Consider the following 18,340-nt stretch of genomic DNA (forward strand, 5'->3'; position numbering starts at 1 on the left):
ATCAATTGTTTCTTTTTTGGAATAAATTGCTTCCAATTTAACTAACAGTAAATCGGCAAGCCCTACCGTTTGGTCAACGGAATCTACTTCAGGAGGGCGCCATGAAGCCCCGCTTCTCAAAACTGAGCTTCCGGCTTCCCGCGATCATCGCTGGCTGTTCGGTCTTTGCCGCCCTGTGTGTCGGGGCACTTGCCTATTGGGCGAGTTCGACGGACATGGAAAAGCAGGCCGAGGAGCGGCTATCAGCGATGGCAACATCCAGAGCCAACGACCTGTCGCATTACCTGGAATCGATCGTTCAGGATCTGAAGGTCAATGCGGAGAGCCCCTTCGTGATATCCGCGCTGGCGGAATACAAGGAGGCCTGGGCTGCCCAGGACGGCGATGACAAGGCCATTCTGCAGAAGGCCTATATTCACGACAATCCGCATCCGACCGGTCAGAAGGATGCACTCATGAGTGCGGGAGACAGCGTCTACGATCAGGCCCATGCCCGCTATCACCCGTGGTTCCGCACCATGCTGAAGACCCGCGGTTACTACGACATCTTCCTCTTTGCCGAGGACGGTTCGCTGGTCTACACCGTTTTCAAGGAACTCGATTACGCAACGAACCTGGCAAACGGCGAATACAAGAACACCGACCTCGGCAACGCTTTCCGTAGCGCACTAAACGGCGCCAAGGGCGAGATCCATTTCTTCGACTTCAAGCCCTATGCGCCAAGCGCGGATGCGCCGGCGAGCTTCATGTCCACACCGATTTACGACAACGGCAAGCGCACGGGCGTTCTGGTGTTCCAGATGCCGATCGACAACATCAATTCGGTGATGGGTGACTCGACCGGGATGGGACAAACGGGCGAGGCAATTCTGGTCGGAACCGACAAGCTGTTCCGCAACGATTCCGCCAAGACGCCGGACCAGAACGACATCCTGAAGGCAAGCCTTGAAGCCGATGTGGTCAATGCCGCGCTGGCTGGCAAGGCCGGCATCGGCAACCTGGATAATTTTCGCGGGACGGATTTTCTGGCTGCCGCGGTTCCCCTCGAGTTCTTCGGCGCAAGCCTCGCGGTCGTTGCGATCGAAAGCCACGATGAAGTGCTGGCGCCGGTCGTTGCCCTGCGAAACCAGATCGCTCTGATCTGCCTGGCAATCTTCGGCACGATGATGCTGATCGGCTGGCTGGCCGCCCGCTCGATCGTCAATCCGATCCGCAGCCTGGTTCAAAGTGCCATGCAACTGGCGGGCGGCGATGTCAGCGTGAAGTTTGACGAGGCGAAGCGCAAGGACGAGATCGGTGAGATCGCGGGGGCGATTGCAGGTTTCCGCGACGGTGTCGCCGAGCAGGCCCGGCTCGAAGAGGCGCGCAAGGAGGAAGAGCATCAGCGCATGGTACGCCAACACCGGATCGAAGCGCTGATCGAGGAATTCCGGGCTCAATCCTCGGAAATGCTCGGAGCTGTCGATACGGCGATGGGCGACATGCAGCAGAATGCCACCTCGATGATGTCGGTGGCCTCGGGCGCTTCGGAGGAAGTCAACAGTGCGGCCGCGGCGACTTCCCAGGCGTCCGGCAATGTCCAGCTGGTCGCGGCGGCGACGGAGGAACTCTCCTCCTCGATCTCCGAAATCGGCCAGCGGGTGGAGGAAACAACGCGGGTCATCGCCGATGCGACGAGCCAGACCCAGTCGAGCACCCGCACCATGGAGATGCTGTCGACCGGGTCGGCGCGGATCGGCGAGGTCATCGGTCTTATCCAGGCGATTGCCGAGCAGACCAACCTCCTGGCGCTGAATGCCACAATCGAGGCAGCCCGGGCCGGAGAGGCCGGCAAGGGGTTCGCGGTCGTGGCGGCAGAGGTGAAGGAACTGGCGACCCAGACTTCCAAGGCAACCGAGGAGATTTCCAGCCAGATCGCTGAAATCCAGTCGGCGACGGAGCAGGCGGTCGCGGCCATAGAGGGCATCGCCGCGATCATGGTGAAGGCGAACGAGAACACCACCTCGATCGCGGCCGCCGTGCAGGAACAGGATGCAGCCACAGGCGAAATCAGCCGCAGTGCGTCGGAAGCCTCGGAAGGGACCCGGGCAGCAAGTGACAACATGTCCAATGTCAGCACGGCCGTCGAAACCACGGCATCCTCGGCCCAGTCGGTCGATCAGGCAACGCGGCAGGCGACGGACAAGCTGCGGGCGCTCAATTCCGCGGTGAACGAGTTCCTGCAGGAAGTCGCGGCCGCCTGAGGCCGCGCCACCGGATAGCGAAAGAGCCAAGACAGAAACGGCGGCCAGGCGGCCGCCGTTTTCATGTTCGTCAAAAATGAAGTCCGGGGAAGTCCCCGGTCAGGCGCTCAGGACGCGGCGAGAGCTTCCCGGTCCTTCTTGCGCATGCGTTCGGATGCCGATTTCAGCTGGCCGCAGGCGGCGAAGATGTCGCGGCCGCGCGGGGTGCGGATCGGCGAGGCATAGCCCGCCCGGTTGACGATGTCGGCGAATTCCTCGATCCGCTCCCAGTCGGAGCATTCGTAATCGGTGCCCGGCCAGGGATTGAACGGGATCAGGTTGATCTTGGCCGGAATGCCCTTGAGCAGGCGTACAAGATCGAGCGCATCCTGGTTGCTGTCGTTGACGCCCTTCAGCATCACATATTCGAAGGTGATGCGCTTGGCGTTGGAAAGGCCCGGATACTGGCGGCACGCTTCCAGCAGGGCTTCCAGGTTCCATTTCTTGTTGATCGGCACCAGCACATCACGCAGGTCGTCGCGCACCGCGTGAAGCGAAATCGCCAGCATGCAGCCGATTTCGTCGCCGGTGCGGAAGATTTCCGGCACGACGCCCGAGGTCGACAGGGTGATGCGGCGCTTGGAGAGCGACAGGCCGTCGCCATCGGAGGCGATCAGCAGCGCCTTCTTGACGTTGTCGAAATTATAGAGCGGTTCGCCCATGCCCATCATGACGATGTTCGTCACCAGACGGCCTTCGGAGGGAACGATCGCGCCCTGGGGCGTGTCCGCATGCGGGAAGTCGCCCAGCCGGTCGCGGGCAATCAGGATCTGCGACAGGATTTCTTCGGCCGTCAGGTTCCGCACCATCTTCTGGGTGCCGGTGTGGCAGAAGGTGCAGGTCAGCGTGCAGCCGACCTGTGAGGAAACGCAAAGCGTGCCGCGGCCTTCTTCGGGAATATAAACGGTCTCGACCTCGACCGGACGGCCGGCGCCGCGCGGTGGAAAGCGGAACAGCCACTTGCGGGTGCCGTCGACAGAGATCTGCTCGGTGACGATTTCCGGCCGGGCGATGGTGAAGGCCTCATCCAGCTTCTGGCGCAGGTCCTTGGCGATATTGGTCATCTGCGCGAAGTCGGAAACACCGCGGACATAGAGCCAATGCCAGAGCTGGGAGGCACGCATGCGCCATTGTTTCTGCGGCACGCCGATGGTGCCGAGTGCTTCGCCAAGTTCCTCGCGGGAAAGGCCGATCAGGGTCGGCTTGTCCTCGCCTGCAAGCTGGTTTGCTGCGGCGGAAACTGTCTGCGCGTTCGCATTGTCCCGCGCGATGTCGAGCGTAATCGCCATGTCGTGATCCGTGGTCTCGTCCGGCAATGTCTTCAGGCGTCTTGTCTCACAAGCATACGCACTTGCCGGGCACCTGTCCTGCAGGTCTGAATTCAAGCGCTCCCAAAACCACAAAAAGCGCCGAAAATCAAGTTTGACGACGCGCAGGGGAGCCATGCGTGGGCAGCAGGGACCACGCAAATGCCCGGCGGGCCAGGCTGGCCCGGCCGGGAAAGTCGCCAAAACGGAAGAGGAACAGCGCCGCTTAACGGCAGGCGCTGTTGGCTTCGTCGATCGCCGCGGTCACGCCCGACAGCGAGAACTTGTAGCTTGTGCGGGTGCCGCGGCTGGATTCGCCGCTGACGCTCATGTCGCGGCCGGCTTTCATTGCCGCTACGAGCTGAGCCTCGGTTGCCGCATTTTCCACCCAGGCGCCGTCATTGTTGGTGAACAGCGTGAAGCCCTTGCCGTCGATATCGACCGTTACGGAGGACTTGTCCTTGAACGGATAGCCGACCAGGAGACTCGGTTCGGTCGAAACACCTTCGGCCGGCCGGGTCGTCACGAAAAAGAAGACATCGCCGTGGTTGCGGTCGCCCGGCAGAGACGTTGTCGGTTTGGTCAACGCGTAGCACACCTTGCCGCCACCGCTCGAAAGCGAATAGGCAGCCCAGTCCTTGTGCTGCTTCAGAAGCGTCGGGGTTTGTGCGAAAGCCGCTGCACTCGAAACGGCAAGACCTGCGATGGCCAGAACCAGCGATTTTGCTTTCATCATCTCCACACCGTTTGGATTTGAGTTTCCGTCAAATTTTGTTCAATTGCCATCTGACATATAAACCTTGCTTTAATGATAACTTAAAGCGGGTTACGAAAGGGTTGAAGCCCGGCAATCGTTTTTTCCGTGTTTTGGCGCGCACGCCTCCCTTCCGCTGTCACGGCTAAAGGCGGCAACAGTGTGGCAGAGGTGGTTGACCCCTTCCCAATCAGCGCTTGCCGCTCTAATGATTGGAGCCTGTCCGGCAGGGAGTTTTTTGGTCTTTGGCGCAAGCGCAGTCCTTTTCCGATCTTATCGTCAGGGTCGCCACCGAGCGGGACAAGGCGGCTTTTGTCGCGCTGTTCGATCATTTCGCGCCGCGCCTGAAGGGCTATCTGATGAAGCAGGGGGCGGACGAAGCACTGGCAGAAGAGATCGTCCAGGATGTCATGGTGACACTCTGGCGCAAGGCCGACCTTTTCGATCCGAAGAAATCCGCCGCCAGTACCTGGCTCTACCGGGTTGCCCGCAACCGGCGCATTGACCGGCTGCGGCGGCAGAAGACCGCCGAACTCGATCCCGACGAACCGGCCCTGCAGCCAACGCCTCTGCCCGATGTCGAGGACGAAATGGATGCGCGCCTCAGGGAAACGCGGGTGCGCGCCGCGCTGGCCCAATTGCCCGAGGAACAGAAGGCCGTGGTCCGATTGGCCTTTTTCTCCGGCCTCTCCCACAGCGAGATTGCCGACGAGACCGGTCTGCCGCTCGGCACGGTGAAGTCCCGCATCCGGCTTGCCTTCGGCAGGCTGCGGCAACTGATCGAGGCCGACGAGGCCGTCGATGTGGATTAGACGGATCCTGCCGGCTCTCCTGGTCCTGGGCACATGTGCCATGGATGCGAGCGCAGGCGATCTGCCAGACGGTTTTGTCTATCTGCGCGATGTCGCACCGGATATCCGCCAGGACATGCGGTATGCCTCCCGGCAGAATTTCATGCGCAAACGCCTTCCCGGATATGACGCTGGCGAATGCGTCCTGACGTCGGCTGCGGCAAATGCGCTCGCCCGTGTTCAGGCCGCCGCAGCGCGCTCGCAACTGACCCTGGTGGTGTTCGATTGCTACCGGCCGCAGCGCGCGGTCGATGCCATGGTCGCCTGGGTGCGTCAGGGCAAGGGAACGGATCCTGCCTATCACCCGAATGTGCCGCGCTCGCAACTGATCGCTGAAGGCTATATCGGTGCCAAGAGCAGCCATGCCCGGGGGTCAACCGTTGATCTCGGCTATGCCTTTTCCGGAACGAATGTCCTCGGGGCAGAAAATGTCTGCGACCGCCGTGACGAGCAGACGGCCGATTTCGGAACGCCCTTCGATTGTTTCGATCCGGCAAGCCGGACGGCATCGCAGGCCGTTGCCGGGCAGGCAAGGGAGGCGCGGAAATCTCTGGTCGCGCTGATGCGCCAGCAAGGGTTCAAGAACTACCCCGGCGAGTGGTGGCACTTCACGCTCCAGGGAGAGCCTTTTGCGAACCGGTCCTTCGATTTTGTCATCGAACCGCGTTGACCCGGCGGTCGTATTTCAATCGGCAAAGATCGGGACAAGTTCGGAGAGTGCCGTGTCGGCATATTTGGAGCCGGCGAAGACCGAGCCGATTTCCAGTTCCAGCCAGGTCGCTTCCAGCGGCGCGCCGAAAGTGAAGCGGCTGGCGCGCATGTCGTCGGGCAGGTCAAGGTTCTGGCTGCTGCCGTCGGACAATCTCAGAATGACCGTCTTCAATCGCGCGTTCTTGCGATAGATGTCCCGGTTCTTGGCGTAACCATTGACGACCTCGAACCCGGCCAGGCGGCGCGGGCGGTCGAAAGCGATAAGAACTCTTTGTCCTGCACCTGTACCCGTCACCCCTTCGACCCAGGCGGTCGCAAGATTGCCGTCGGACAGGTTCCCCGGTCCGTAGCGGTTGCCGTATTGCGGGTCGAGTACGGAGCTGGCACAGATCCGCAGGCGGCTGCCGGCAGCCACCGCATCGCTGCAGGTGCCACCGCTGTAGCTGGGAACCGGCAGGGCCGCCGGTTCCGCGCGGCTGGGTGTCAACGAGGCCTGGCTCGTTGCCGGCGCGTCCATCGACATGGAGGATGTTTCCTGGGAGGGCTGAGGCGAGGTCTGGGGTGAGGCCGTCTCGCCGCCGCTGCGGCCGCCGAAATAGAATTCGCCGATCAGGGCCTCGTTGAGCCAGGGCAGCTGGCGCTCGCCGGTCGAGGAATAGACGGCCTCGCGCACCTTGCCCATCAGGTGGCGGACCTCAAGATCCGGCGTGCCGATCAGCCCGGCAAGGGCTTCGGTGAAGGGGCTGTTGTTGCCGGAGCCGTCCAGGGCAACGTTGCCCGGCGAGGTGGCAAAGGCGATCATCATGCCGGCGGCGTTCGCCTCGAGCCGGGCGAGGCCGTTGTCGGCGCCGCGGGCGAGCGAGCGGGGCAGCGGATTGTTGCGGCAGGCATCGAAAAAGACCAGCTTCAGCCGGGCCCCCGAGGCCTCCATGATTTCCAGGAGGTCGTCCGCCTTCAGGGCCTGTGCGGGCAAGTCGGTCGAGGCTTCGATTTCTGCATCTACCGGCAGCAGCCAGTTGCTGCCGTTCACCTGGACGCCGTGGCCGGCATAGAACACCAGCGCGACATCGGCATTCTGGGCCCTGCGGCCGAAATCCGTCAGGCCGTCCCAGAAGTCCCGCCGGTCCCCGTCGATGATGCGGACGATGTCGAAACCAAGGTCGTCCAGTTTGGCGGCGATCAGGTTGGCGTCGTTGGCCGGGTTGCGCAGGGCAGGCATTGCCCGGTAAGCGCCGTTGCCGATGACAAGGGCCACCTTGCCTGCCGCCATCGCCTGGGCCGGCAGGAAAAGTGCAAGGATCAGTGCCAGTCCCGCGATTGTTTTCAAAATTCCCGTCATGCAACGCCTCCCGCAACCTTCAAAGAAAAGCGTCCGGCGCGGCGGAAAGCAAGGCGGTATTTGGATGTTTCCGTTCCTTGATTTTTGCCCGGTTCAGGTGCCGGGAACCTTGCGGCCCGTACGCATGACCGGACCGCCGCTGACATGTTTCGGCCGTTCGATCTTCGGCGCACCGGCGGTGATCGAGCGTTCCATATAGCGGCCGAGTGCCCGGTGACGGTCATACATGACGATCGCCCCGGCCATGGCGACGTTGATGCAGAACTTGGTCGGAATCTTCACCACATGATCGCAGCGCGCCAGCATCTGAGGCGACAGCGAACCGCGCTCGGGTCCGAGCACATAGGCCGCCTGCAAGGGGTGTCCGAAACTCGGTAGGTCGATGGATTCGTCCGTCAGCTCGATGCCGACCAGCTGGCAGCCCTTGGGCAGATCCATGGTGTCGACGCTGTCCCAAGTGAAGACGGGCAGGTGCCCCGGGCTCTTGGAGGTGTCGGACGGCGGTGCCTTGCGCAGTTTCTGGTCCGCATCGACCGTGAAGAAGAAGCTGGCACCGAAGGCATGGGCCGAGCGCATCAACGTGCCGAGATTCATCCGTTTGGAGAGGCCCTCGGCCCCGACTGCAAAATAACCGCGCATCAGATTGTCCATTTCGATCTTTCGGGCCTCATAGCCCAAATCGGCCAGGATCGAAAGTTTCGCGGTTTATCCGGAATGCCAATTCTCCCGCCGGGCCACAGTTGCTAGTGTTCCTGCAAAGTTGCGCTCCAGGGCGGCCTGTCTGTTTCGAACCACGAGGTTTCCGTGAAAGCTTGTCTGTGCACCTCCTACGGTCCGCCGTCCGATCTCGTCATTAAAGACATTGCCGAGCCCATTGCCGGTCCCGGCGAGGTGGTGGTGCGGGTAAAGGCCTGCGCGCTGAATTTCTTCGATACGCTGATCATTCGCGGCAAATACCAGTACAAGCCCGAGATGCCGTTTTCGCCGAGTGCCGAGTTCGCCGGCCTCGTCGAGACGGTTGGCGAGGGTGTCACGGAATTTGCCGCCGGCGACCGGGTCATGGGCTACATGCGCTGCGGCGCGGCGCGCGAAAAGGTGGCGGTGCGGGAGATCGACCTCGTGCGGCTGCCGGAAGAGGTCGGCTTCGAGACCGCGGCGGGACTGTCGGTCACCTACGGAACGACGCTCCATGCCTACCGCGACCGCGCCGCTTTGCAGGCGGGCGAAACGGTCGCGGTGCTCGGAGCTTCCGGCGGTGTCGGCCAGGCGGCCGTGGAAATTGCAGATCTTCTGGGGGCAAAGGTCATTGCCTGCGCTTCCTCGGAAGAAAAACTCGCCTTTGCCCGCTCGCTCGGGGCGGAGCTGACAGTCGATTACTCTCGCCAGCCGCTGAAAGAGACACTGAAGGAGCTTACGGGCGGGCGCGGCGTCGACGTTGTCTATGATCCGGTCGGGGGCGACTTGTCGGAGCAGGCGCTCAGGGCGACTGCCTGGGAAGGCCGCTTCCTGGTGATCGGCTTTGCGGCCGGCGATATCCCCAAGATCCCGCTCAACCTGGTCATGCTGAAGGGCTGTGACATCCGCGGCGTCTTCTGGGGGGCAGCGCTGGAGCGCGACCCGGAAGGTCACCGCGCCAACATGGCGGAACTGCTCGACTGGGTGCGCGCAGGCAAACTCAAGCCACATATCCACGCGGTCTACCCGCTGGAGGAGATTGCCGCGGCGCTGGAGGAGATCGCCGCGCGGCGGGTGCAGGGCAAGGTGATTGTGAGGCTTTAGAGGGCGTTCTGCACGCGGCGGTCCGGGAGTATGCCGCCGATCCTTCGAGACGCCGCTGACGCGGCTCCTCAGGATGAGGTGGCAAGGGAGGTGAGCTTTCCGAAAACAGGAAAAACCTCATCCTGAGGAGCTTGGCTTTGCCAAGCGTCTCGAAGGATGGGCTCCTTGCTCAAACCCCTTGCGAAACCCGCCTCAGACAGAAAATTCTGCGATCACCGGGGCATGATCAGACGGTTTTTCCCAACCGCGGGCATCGCGCAGGACCGTCGTGCTTTTCACGTGCGGGACCAGCGGCGGAGACACCCAGACGTGGTCGAGGCGGCGGCCCTTGTCGGCGGCGGCCCAGTCCTTGGAGCGGTAGCTCCACCAGGTGTAGAGCTTTTCTTCCATCGGGGTGAAGTGGCGCATGGCATCCAGCCAGCCACCGCTTTCGCGCACCTTCTCGAAGAGCTCGGTCTCGACCGGGGTGTGTGACACCACTTTCAGAAGCTGCTTGTGCGACCAGACGTCGTGTTCGTACGGGGCAACGTTGAGATCGCCGACGAGGACAGCCGGCCGTGCGGTCTCCGCGTCTTTCAGCCAGTCCAGCATCTCGGTCATGAAATCGAGTTTGTGGCCGAATTTCGGGTTGATTGTCCGGTCCGGCTCGTCGCCGCCTGCGGGCACATAGAAATTGTGCAGGCGCAGGCTGGAGCCGTTGAAGGGGACGTCCACCGCCACGTGGCGGCTGTCGCCGATGGCGCAGAAGCCGCGCTTTTCGACATTGGTGAGCGGCAGCCTGGAGAGCGTCGCGACGCCGTGGTAGCCCTTCTGGCCGTTGATCGCCATGTGGGTGTAGCCGGCCTTGCGGAAGGCTCCTTCCGGGAAATTGGCGTCCGGGCACTTGGTTTCCTGCAGGCAGATCACATCCGGCGATACCTGCTCGATCAACTGCTCCACAATCGGCATGCGCAGGCGCACGGAATTGATGTTCCAGGTGACGAGCTTGATCCGGTCTGTCATGGGAATTTTGCCAAGGCTGTTTGAAGGGTCCGCCAAGTCATAAGGATTTGGCGGCTGCATGCAATCGAATTCAGGCCGCTTCCCGGCCATTTGATGCACCGGTTGCGTCGTGGCATGGAAAACGCGGCTCGAAGGCGATGGCCGATGTGACGGCGGCCGGAAACGCCCCTCAGTCCGGCTCAATTCATGGGAAAACGGCGCAGCCCGTCTTTGATCTGCCGTATTCCCGCCCTAATCGGAATTGGGAGCAAAAGTCTGTACGTGTTTATGCGTGGAAATCGTCAAATCGTCTACGCTCCGTTAGGAAATTCCGCGCATTTTGGGCGCGGATGAAAAGCCTTTCTTAACCCTGTCGAGGATGTTGTGCTGGTCGCGGTCAAGCAATTCTGTTCGGTTTTCGGATTTCTCTTTCTGAGCTCCTGTGCGTCCTACGACTTTCCCGATCCAACGCCGGAGGACTTTGCCGTTCACGGCATCGATATCTCCCGCTGGCAGGGGGATGTGGACTGGGAGGCCGCGCAGAAGGGCGGGGTTGCCTTTGCCTGGATCAAGGCGACGGAGGGCGGCGATCATGTCGATCCGCGCTTCGTGCAGAACTGGGTGGCTGCGCGTCAGGCGGGGGTTCCGCGCGGTGCCTACCATTTCTATTATTTCTGCCGTCCGGTCGAGGAGCAGATTTCCTGGGTCAAGGAGATCGTTCCCGTTGATCCGCAGGCTTTGCCGATCGTGCTCGACATGGAATGGAACGGGCACTCCAAGACCTGCCGCGACCGGCCCGAGCGGTCGCAGATCCTCAGGGACATGAAGGTCTTCCTGGACGAGATGGAACAGCACTACGGCAAGCGGCCGGTGATCTATTCCTCGGTCGATTTTCACCGCGACCGGCTGGTGGGCGCCTTCCGCGGCGAACAGTTCTGGCTGCGATCCGTTGCCAATTATCCGAACAACATCTACGAGCAGCGCGACGACTGGGTATTCTGGCAATACACGGCCGAAGGCCGGGTTCCAGGCGTGAAGGGCGACGTCGACCGGAATGCGTTTTTCGGCACCAAGTCGCAGTTCCGAAGCTGGCTTAACGGCAATCTGAAGCGATAGAGCGTTACTCGATCGCGATCTGGTGGGCGACGTCCCGGCCGTTGCTCACCGTCACCTGCGTGAAGCCGATCAGCTTGCAGAAATCCAGGAAATTCAGCTCTTGCGGCTGGTCCGATCGGGCAAAGAGTTCGGTTGAACGGGCAAGAGAAGTGAGCGAGGCGAGCAGCGCCCGCAACTGGTAGAGCGTGTCGTAACGCCCGTCTCCGGTGGCGACGATGATGAGTTTTTCAAGGTCACCACCCTTGGCGAAGAGATGGTAGCCCGGCGCATAATTCTGCTTGGCCTGCTGCGAGGCAAGTCCGATGACGAAAGCCGCGCGGGACCGTTCGGCAGCATCGGCTGCGATGGTCAGCCTTGAGACATAGACCTCGTGCGATTGCGGCTCGGGGTAGTAGTAGCCAGCGTGGGAATCGGCCGCCTTTGCGGGAAGAAGCGCCGCAGGCAGCAGGGCCGCCGTCAACAGGACGGCTGTGCAAAAGTTCAAAAGTCGTGACATGCCAGATGTTCCCCCAAATCGTGGCTATCAGGCAGCCGAATTCTTCCAGGTGCAAGGAAAATTCAGTCAGGCCGCGCCTGGTTGGGACTGAACCATTTCGCAATGACGGCAGATGAACCAGGGGAACGCTATATTTCTGCCATGATGCGCACCCACATCTGAAGCAGACAGGGCGCAGTTTTGGAGTTTTGAGAATGGTGACCCGCTTCTCACTGGTGCTGGCGGCTGCAATGATGGTTCTGCCTGCCGCGGCCGAGGCCGCCGGACCGGCCATTGCCTACACGACCGCAAACCTCAACATGCGCGCCGGACCCGGCACGAACTATCCCGTCGTTGCAACAGTACCGCAGGGCGGCGGCGTTACAGTGTTCGGTTGCACCCCCGATTACGGCTGGTGCGATGCCGCCTTTGCCAATGTGAAGGGTTGGGTATCGGGCAGGTACCTGAGTTATGGCGGCAACGGTGCATATTACGGCCGCCCGATCCCGTATGCCGGCGGCTATATCGGCGTTCCGCTCTACCAGCGCGACTACCCGGTCTATTCCGGCCCGCCCGTCGTGGTGCAGCCGGTCCGGCCCGTTCAGCCCTATCCTTACCGGCCCTATTATCCACGTTATCCGCGGTACTAATTCGGCCTTTCCGGACAGTTGATCTCTTCAGGCGGAAACGTCGGATGCGGTGGTGAATGGAGAACCTGTTTCTTCGTTCGTCCGATGCCGGGTCAGGTCCTCTGGACGGTATTTTCAGTCTCCAAGGTCAATGACGCAAGCTGGGCGCAAGCTGCGAGCGCCAGAATCGGCGTGCGGCAGACGACGGCTGCCTGATTGCCGTCGGCGCCGGATGCTAATTCGGAGACCAGACCATGTTGATCCGCTTTTCGCTGGCCTTGGCCGCAACCGTGCTGGCGGTTCTGCCGGCCGTCGCACAATCGCGCCCGGCGATCGCCAATACCACTGCAGATCTGAACATGCGCACGGGACCTGGAACCGGTTACCCGGTGATTATCACCATCCCGCGAGGAGGCAACGTGACCGTCTCCGGCTGCACGGCCGATTTCAGCTGGTGCGATGCGGCTTTTGCCAATGCCAAGGGCTGGGTGGCCAGCAAATACCTGCTTTACGGCGGCGGCGGCGCCTATCAAGGCCAGCCGATGGCAACTGCCGGGACCAATGTCGGAGTGAAGCGCTACGACCGGGAGTATCCGACCTATTCGGCGCCGAGTTACCAGGGCGGGCCGGTCTACAAGGGCGATCCGCCCGATGAGCCCGCGCCCGGTCCTGTCTATTCGGAAGTTCAGGTCTATGAAGCACCGCCGGTCGTGGTCGCTCCTGTCGGGCCGGTGATGATCCGGCCCTTCTGGGATTCCCAACCCGGCTACCCGCCGCGGTATTTCGAACACCAGGTCTACTGAAGCCGGGCTTCCGTCTCGTTTTCGCGCCCGTTCTACTGCGCGGGTCTTACTGCGCGGGTCTAGGTCCAGCCATGACCAGCGACCAGAACACCTTGTGCTTGGCATTGGGGGCATAGGTGGTCGCGATGCCGAACCGCGTCGCGTCTTTCATCAACAGAACCTGATTGTGCTTGGGGCTTTCCCTCCAGCCGGAAAAGGCTTCTGCAAGGGTCCGATAGCCTGCGCTGACATTTTCGGAGGCCGCCGACCTCGGTTCGCCGATCGAGGCCATGCGGCTGGCCAGCTGCTGGTTCGGGGCGAGCGAAGCCTGCACGGAGCCGGCCGCCGCCATGGCATCGGCCTGCGACTTGGCGATGGCCGAGAGCTGCGGGTCGACAATCACCGGCGACAGGCCATTGTTGACACGGTACTGGGAGAACATCTGCGCCGCGGTTGCGGTATCCACCTGGCCGTCGACCCTTGCCATGTCCTCATAGAACGGCGGGGTCTGTGTGCGCTCGCTCACGCAGGATGCGGCGGCAAGCGCCAGGGCACCAGCGCCGAACATCTTGAGCCAGGTCATGTTTTTCCAGATCTGCGACAACGATTTGCTCCCCACCGGTATGCGTGTCCTGTTCTTAGGCCATGATTCGTCCGTATCGGTAAGGTGATGAGGCGACATCGCAGCGGAATTGCGGCATAGGCGATGACTTCGAGGCTGCGTGACAGCCTCCGCACAGGTTTTCCTCAACCGGATTGCTCTTGAAGGACGTCAATCACGTAACATATAAAGTTACATGATTGTAATGGTGGCGGTGGCCGGATTTGTCCGCATTCCAGAGGAATTCCCATGACTGCATTTACCGAACCCGCAGATGTCTCCGGTTATCAGGACAGGACGGCTCGGCTCGTGCCCGGGCTGCGCGACCTGCACAGGATGGCAGCCCTTCTCCTCAGCGAGCGTGTTCCGGAGACAGCAGATATTCTGGTTCTGGGTGCCGGAGGCGGGCTTGAGCTGAACGCTTTTGCCACGTTACGGCCGGGCTGGCGGTTTCTCGGTGTCGATCCGTCCGCCCCGATGCTGGAAATGGCCCGGAAGACGCTGGGGCCGCAGGCCAGCCGGGTGAGGTTTGTCGAAGGCACGATTGACGATGCGCCGCGTGGGTTCTGCGACGGTGCCTCCTGCCTCCTCACGCTCCATTTTCTGCCGGAAGAAGAACGATTGCGGACATTGCGGGAGGTTCACAGGCGCCTGAAACCCGGAGCTCCACTTGTCGTGGCCCATCACAGTTTCCCGACTGGGGAAGGGGACAGAGACAGGTGGCTTGCAAGGTACAGGGCCTTTGCTGTTGCCTCCGGTGTCCCTTCGCCTGAAAAGGCGCAAGCGGCCATGAAGGAAAGACTGCCGGTGCTTTCTCCGGAACAGGATGCGGACCTTCTGCGGCAGGCCGGGTTTGCCGGCGTCGAACTCTTCTATGCCGGTCTCACCTTCAGGGGATGGGTTGGATACCGCAACTGAAGCGGAAAAAACCAGCCCGTCGGAACGGGCTGGCAAGGCTGCATGAGGCTTTTTGATTAGCCTTTCAGGGAGCTCTGAAATTATCGGTTGGAGGCTTCCAGCACGTCCTCGAAAGTCCGGAGGCCGGTCGTCGGCGCGCAGACAAGCACGGACATGTTGCCGGGGGCGTGCTGGTTCTTCCACATCTTGGTATGGGCCTTGGGGATCTGGTCCCAGGGAAACACTTCGGACATGTACGGATCGATGCGGCGTTCGATCATCAGCTTGTTGGCTGCCGATGCCTGCTTCAGGTGGGCAAAGTGCGAGCCCTGCAGCCGCTTCTGGTGCATCCACATGTAGCGGACGTCGAAGGTGCAGTTGAACCCGGAGGTGCCGGCGCAGATCACGACCATGCCGCCCTTCTTGCAGACCAGGGTCGAGACCGGGAAGGTCGCTTCGCCCGGATGCTCGAAGACGATGTCGACGTTGTTGCCCTTGCCGGTGATGTCCCAGATCGCCTTGCCGAACTTGCGGGCTTCCGCGAACCAGTCGGCATATTCGGGTGAGCCGACCTTCGGCAGCTGACCCCAGCAGTTGAAGTCCTTGCGGTTGATGACGCCCTTGGCGCCGAGATCCATGACGAACTGGCGCTTGTCCTCGTCCGAAATGACACCGATGGCATTGGCGCCGGCCGCGGTGATCAGCTGGATGGCATAGGAACCGAGACCGCCGGACGCGCCCCAGACCAGCACGTTTTGTCCGGGCTTCAGCTCATGCGGGTGATGGCCGAACAGCATGCGGTAGGCGGTTGCCAGCGTCAGCGTGTAGCAGGCGCTTTCTTCCCAGGTCAGGTGCTTTGGCCGCGGCATCAGCTGCTGGGCCTGAACGCGGGTGAACTGGGCGAAGGAGCCGTCCGGCGTCTCGTAGCCCCAGATGCGCTGGGACGGAGAGAACATCGGGTCGCCGCCGTTGCATTCCTCGTCGTCGCCATTGTCCTGGTTACAGTGGACCACGACCTCGTCACCGACCTTCCAGCGCTTGACCTTGTCGCCCACGGCCCAGACGATGCCGGAGGCATCGGAACCGGCGATGTGATAGGCGGCGCCGTGGCCATCGAAGGGGCTGATCGGCTGGCCGAGACCGGCCCAGATGCCGTTGTAGTTGACGCCGGCAGCCATCACGAGAACCAGAACCTCGTTGCTGTCCAGCTCCCAGGTCGGCACGACCTCGAGCTGCATCGCCTCTTCCGGCGGGCCGTGACGCTCGCGGCGGATTGTCCAGGCATACATGTTCTTCGGGACATGACCGAGTGGCGGGATCTCGCCGATCTCGTAAAGATCTTTCACCGGAGCGTCCTCTCGCGTTCGGTTGTCGTTGGCTTCGGCTGCTGCTGTCATTCTTCCCCTCCCAGGGCGTATTTGGCCTTAGAATTTCGCATTTGCACAAGGCATAATCGGACAAATCCCCGATTTTGCGCAACTATTGTTCAAAAACGGGCATCGTTCTATACGACTATTGCTTAACTTGCGTTTTGATGCCAAGCATATTTTGCATTGCACATAGGGGTTTCGCAGTCGCGTAATCTCCTGCACACTGCTGACCGTTTGGGAGAACGGGCCGACGCAGTGCTGCTGAAAAAAGAAAAACAGGCAGTCAAAAGGCCTTAGGAGGACTATCGTATGAGTGGACCGGGTGAGAGCCGACCGGAGAGAGACCGTCCCTGGATTTTCCGGACCTATGCAGGTCACTCGACCGCAGCAGAATCGAACAAGCTCTACCGTGGCAATCTTGCCAAGGGTCAGACCGGCCTTTCCGTCGCCTTCGATCTGCCCACGCAGACGGGGTACGATCCGGACGATCTTCTGGCGCGCGGCGAGGTCGGCAAGGTCGGCGTGCCGGTGGCTCATCTCGGCGACATGCATGCGCTGTTCCGGGATATCCCCCTGGAGCGCATGAACACCTCCATGACAATCAATGCGACCGCGCCATGGCTGCTGTCGCTTTATATTGCCGCGGCCGATGAGCAGGGGGCAGACCGCAAGCTGCTCAACGGCACCACTCAGAACGACATCATCAAGGAATATCTCTCCCGCGGCACCTATGTGTTCCCGCCGGCGCCGTCGTTGAGGCTGACCACGGACGTGATCGCCTGGACCTATTCCAACATGCCCAAGTGGAACCCGATGAATGTCTGCTCCTACCATCTGCAGGAAGCAGGCGCGACGCCGGTACAGGAGCTGTCCTTCGCGCTGGCGACAGCGGTCGCGATCCTCGATTCCATGAAGGCGAGCGGCGCCATTCCGGACGAGGACTTTCCGAAAGCCGTCGGCCGGATCTCCTTCTTCGTCAATGCGGGCATGCGGTTCATCACGGAGATGTGCAAGATGCGCGCCTTCACCGAACTCTGGGACGAGATCTGCCGTGACCGCTACGGCGTCGAAGACGAGCGTTACCGCCGCTTCCGCTATGGTGTCCAGGTGAACTCGCTGGGACTTACCGAACCGCAGCCGGAGAACAACGTCTACCGCATCCTGATCGAGATGCTGGCGGTGGTGCTTTCAAAGAACGCCCGCGCCCGCGCCGTGCAACTGCCGGCCTGGAACGAGGCGCTTGGCCTGCCGCGGCCTTTCGACCAGCAATGGTCGCTTCGCATGCAGCAGATCGTCGCCTATGAAACGGATCTTCTGGACTATGCCGACATCTTTGACGGCTCGGCGGAAATCACCCGCAAGGTGGAAGAGCTGAAGGCCGAAGCGCGCGAGGAGCTGGCCCGGATCGATGCCATGGGCGGCGCGGTTGCCGCGATCGATTCAAGCTACATGAAGCGTCAGCTCGTCGAAGCCAATTCCGCCCGTCTTGCCGCCATCGAAGCGGGCGAGCAGGTGGTCGTCGGCGTCAACAGGTGGGTCGAAAGCGAGCCATCGCCGCTGGCTGCCGGCGAAGACGGCGGCATCCTGAGCGTCGCCGAAGATGTCGAGGAAGAGGCGGTCGAAAAGATCAAGGCCTGGCGCGATGCCCGCGGCAGCGCGGCAGTCGAGGCCGCCCTGGCAGAGTTGAAGGCCGCTGCCCAGGAAGGCCGCAACATCATGGAACCGTCGATTGCCGCCGCGAAGGCGGGCGTGACCACAGGCGAATGGGGCCGGACCCTGCGCGAGGTCTTCGGCGAATACCGCGCTCCGACCGGCGTCGGTCAATCCGCCCGGGATGGGGCAGGCGATCTGGCGGAAGTCCGCCGGAACGTCGAAAGCGTCTCCAAGGTTCTCGGCCGGAGGCTGAAATTTCTTGTCGGCAAGCCGGGCCTCGACGGCCATTCCAATGGCGCGGAGCAGATTGCAGTCAGGGCGCGCGATTGCGGCATGGAGGTCGTCTACGAAGGCATTCGCCTGACCCCGGCGCAGATCGTCAATGCCGCCGTGGAAGAAGACGTGCACGTCATCGGCCTTTCCATCCTTTCCGGATCCCACCTGGCGCTCGTGCGCGATGTCATGGACCGGCTCCGATCCTCCGGCGCGGACGACATTCCGGTGGTTGTCGGCGGCATCATCCCCGAGGAAGACGCGGCCCGCCTGAAGGCCATGGGTGTCGCGGCCGTCTATACGCCGAAGGATTTCCAGCTCACCGATATCATGGCGGATGTCGTCGGCATCGTCGGAAGCCGGGCGGAAAAGGCCGCCTGAGGCCGCCTGAAGACCTCTTTCATGTAGAACCTGCCCGCGTGCTCGACATGCGGGCAGTTCAATTTCCGGACGAATAAAATTTACTTAGTATTCAATGCGTTGTAGCTGCGGCAGATGCTGCCCTGCTTCAATATTTATTTAGTTTTTGTGGTTAAATGT

At 61.7% G+C, this 18,340-nt stretch carries 17 protein-coding genes; 9 read left to right on the plus strand and 8 right to left on the minus strand.

Annotation, left to right across the window (positions count from 1 at the left end; translation table 11 throughout):
- Positions 1–101 precede the first annotated feature (101 nt).
- A complete protein-coding gene (locus tag ACX3M4_RS21265; protein WP_459354975.1) occupies positions 102–2,243 on the plus strand; it encodes a methyl-accepting chemotaxis protein in 2,142 nt (713 codons plus the stop codon).
- Positions 2,244–2,350: 107 nt separating this feature from the next.
- Here the strand turns inward: ACX3M4_RS21265 and rlmN are convergent, their stop codons facing one another.
- The gene (gene rlmN / locus ACX3M4_RS21270) at positions 2,351–3,571 is read right to left on the minus strand and encodes a 23S rRNA (adenine(2503)-C(2))-methyltransferase RlmN (RefSeq protein ID WP_459354976.1); all 1,221 of its coding nucleotides are present in this window, start codon (positions 3,569–3,571) and stop codon (positions 2,351–2,353) included.
- 244 nt (positions 3,572–3,815) lie between these two features.
- Positions 3,816–4,325, minus strand: a complete 510-nt coding sequence (locus ACX3M4_RS21275) for an invasion associated locus B family protein (protein ID WP_459354977.1) — start codon at positions 4,323–4,325, stop codon at positions 3,816–3,818.
- Between the two features lie 263 nt (positions 4,326–4,588).
- Here ACX3M4_RS21275 and ACX3M4_RS21280 point away from each other — a divergent pair, with 263 nt between their 5' ends.
- On the plus strand, positions 4,589–5,155 hold the full coding sequence (locus tag ACX3M4_RS21280; RefSeq protein ID WP_459354978.1) for a sigma-70 family RNA polymerase sigma factor: 567 nt from the start codon (positions 4,589–4,591) through the stop codon (positions 5,153–5,155).
- On the plus strand, positions 5,145–5,864 hold the full coding sequence (locus tag ACX3M4_RS21285) for a M15 family metallopeptidase (RefSeq protein ID WP_459354979.1): 720 nt from the start codon (positions 5,145–5,147) through the stop codon (positions 5,862–5,864). The genes ACX3M4_RS21280 and ACX3M4_RS21285 overlap by 11 nt, the downstream gene beginning before the upstream one ends.
- A gap of 15 nt (positions 5,865–5,879) precedes the next feature.
- Here the strand turns inward: ACX3M4_RS21285 and ACX3M4_RS21290 are convergent, their stop codons facing one another.
- The gene (locus ACX3M4_RS21290) at positions 5,880–7,244 is read right to left on the minus strand and encodes an NADase-type glycan-binding domain-containing protein (protein ID WP_459354980.1); all 1,365 of its coding nucleotides are present in this window, start codon (positions 7,242–7,244) and stop codon (positions 5,880–5,882) included.
- A 93-nt stretch (positions 7,245–7,337) separates the two neighbouring features.
- Positions 7,338–7,883, minus strand: coding sequence for an RNA methyltransferase (locus tag ACX3M4_RS21295; protein WP_459354981.1), 546 nt, complete (start codon positions 7,881–7,883; stop codon positions 7,338–7,340).
- Positions 7,884–8,048: 165 nt separating this feature from the next.
- Between ACX3M4_RS21295 and ACX3M4_RS21300 the strand changes: the two genes are divergently transcribed.
- The gene (locus ACX3M4_RS21300) at positions 8,049–9,023 is read left to right on the plus strand and encodes an NADPH:quinone oxidoreductase family protein (RefSeq protein WP_459354982.1); all 975 of its coding nucleotides are present in this window, start codon (positions 8,049–8,051) and stop codon (positions 9,021–9,023) included.
- A gap of 192 nt (positions 9,024–9,215) precedes the next feature.
- Here ACX3M4_RS21300 and xth read toward each other — a convergent pair whose 3' ends face one another.
- Entirely contained in the window at positions 9,216–10,025 is an 810-nt protein-coding gene (gene xth / locus ACX3M4_RS21305; RefSeq protein WP_459354983.1) for an exodeoxyribonuclease III, read from the minus strand.
- A gap of 363 nt (positions 10,026–10,388) precedes the next feature.
- Between xth and ACX3M4_RS21310 the strand changes: the two genes are divergently transcribed.
- Entirely contained in the window at positions 10,389–11,120 is a 732-nt protein-coding gene (locus ACX3M4_RS21310; protein WP_459354984.1) for a glycoside hydrolase family 25 protein, read from the plus strand.
- Positions 11,121–11,124: 4 nt separating this feature from the next.
- Here ACX3M4_RS21310 and ACX3M4_RS21315 read toward each other — a convergent pair whose 3' ends face one another.
- Positions 11,125–11,616 carry a hypothetical protein gene (locus tag ACX3M4_RS21315; RefSeq protein WP_459354985.1) on the minus strand — a complete coding sequence of 164 codons (492 nt, stop codon included), beginning with the start codon at positions 11,614–11,616 and terminating at the stop codon, positions 11,125–11,127.
- A 194-nt stretch (positions 11,617–11,810) separates the two neighbouring features.
- Between ACX3M4_RS21315 and ACX3M4_RS21320 the strand changes: the two genes are divergently transcribed.
- Both ACX3M4_RS21320 and ACX3M4_RS21325 read left to right on the plus strand, forming a co-directional pair.
- The gene (locus ACX3M4_RS21320) at positions 11,811–12,245 is read left to right on the plus strand and encodes an SH3 domain-containing protein (protein WP_459354986.1); all 435 of its coding nucleotides are present in this window, start codon (positions 11,811–11,813) and stop codon (positions 12,243–12,245) included.
- 233 nt (positions 12,246–12,478) lie between these two features.
- On the plus strand, positions 12,479–13,027 hold the full coding sequence (locus tag ACX3M4_RS21325; RefSeq protein WP_459354987.1) for an SH3 domain-containing protein: 549 nt from the start codon (positions 12,479–12,481) through the stop codon (positions 13,025–13,027).
- 46 nt (positions 13,028–13,073) lie between these two features.
- On the opposite strand, the gene ACX3M4_RS21330 is transcribed toward ACX3M4_RS21325, so the two are convergent.
- Positions 13,074–13,589 carry a CAP domain-containing protein gene (locus ACX3M4_RS21330; RefSeq protein WP_459354988.1) on the minus strand — a complete coding sequence of 172 codons (516 nt, stop codon included), beginning with the start codon at positions 13,587–13,589 and terminating at the stop codon, positions 13,074–13,076.
- A gap of 267 nt (positions 13,590–13,856) precedes the next feature.
- Here ACX3M4_RS21330 and ACX3M4_RS21335 point away from each other — a divergent pair, with 267 nt between their 5' ends.
- Positions 13,857–14,525, plus strand: a complete 669-nt coding sequence (locus ACX3M4_RS21335; protein WP_459354989.1) for a class I SAM-dependent methyltransferase — start codon at positions 13,857–13,859, stop codon at positions 14,523–14,525.
- Positions 14,526–14,605: 80 nt separating this feature from the next.
- On the opposite strand, the gene ccrA is transcribed toward ACX3M4_RS21335, so the two are convergent.
- Positions 14,606–15,901 (minus strand): crotonyl-CoA carboxylase/reductase, encoded by a 1,296-nt coding sequence (gene ccrA, locus ACX3M4_RS21340; protein ID WP_459354990.1) that lies wholly within the window; start codon positions 15,899–15,901, stop codon positions 14,606–14,608.
- A gap of 282 nt (positions 15,902–16,183) precedes the next feature.
- Here ccrA and ACX3M4_RS21345 point away from each other — a divergent pair, with 282 nt between their 5' ends.
- Complete coding sequence (locus ACX3M4_RS21345) at positions 16,184–18,181, plus strand: methylmalonyl-CoA mutase family protein (protein WP_459354991.1); 1,998 nt, start codon at positions 16,184–16,186, stop codon at positions 18,179–18,181.
- Positions 18,182–18,340: the final 159 nt, after the last annotated feature.

It is taken from the genome of Roseibium sp. M-1, from assembly GCF_054515675.1.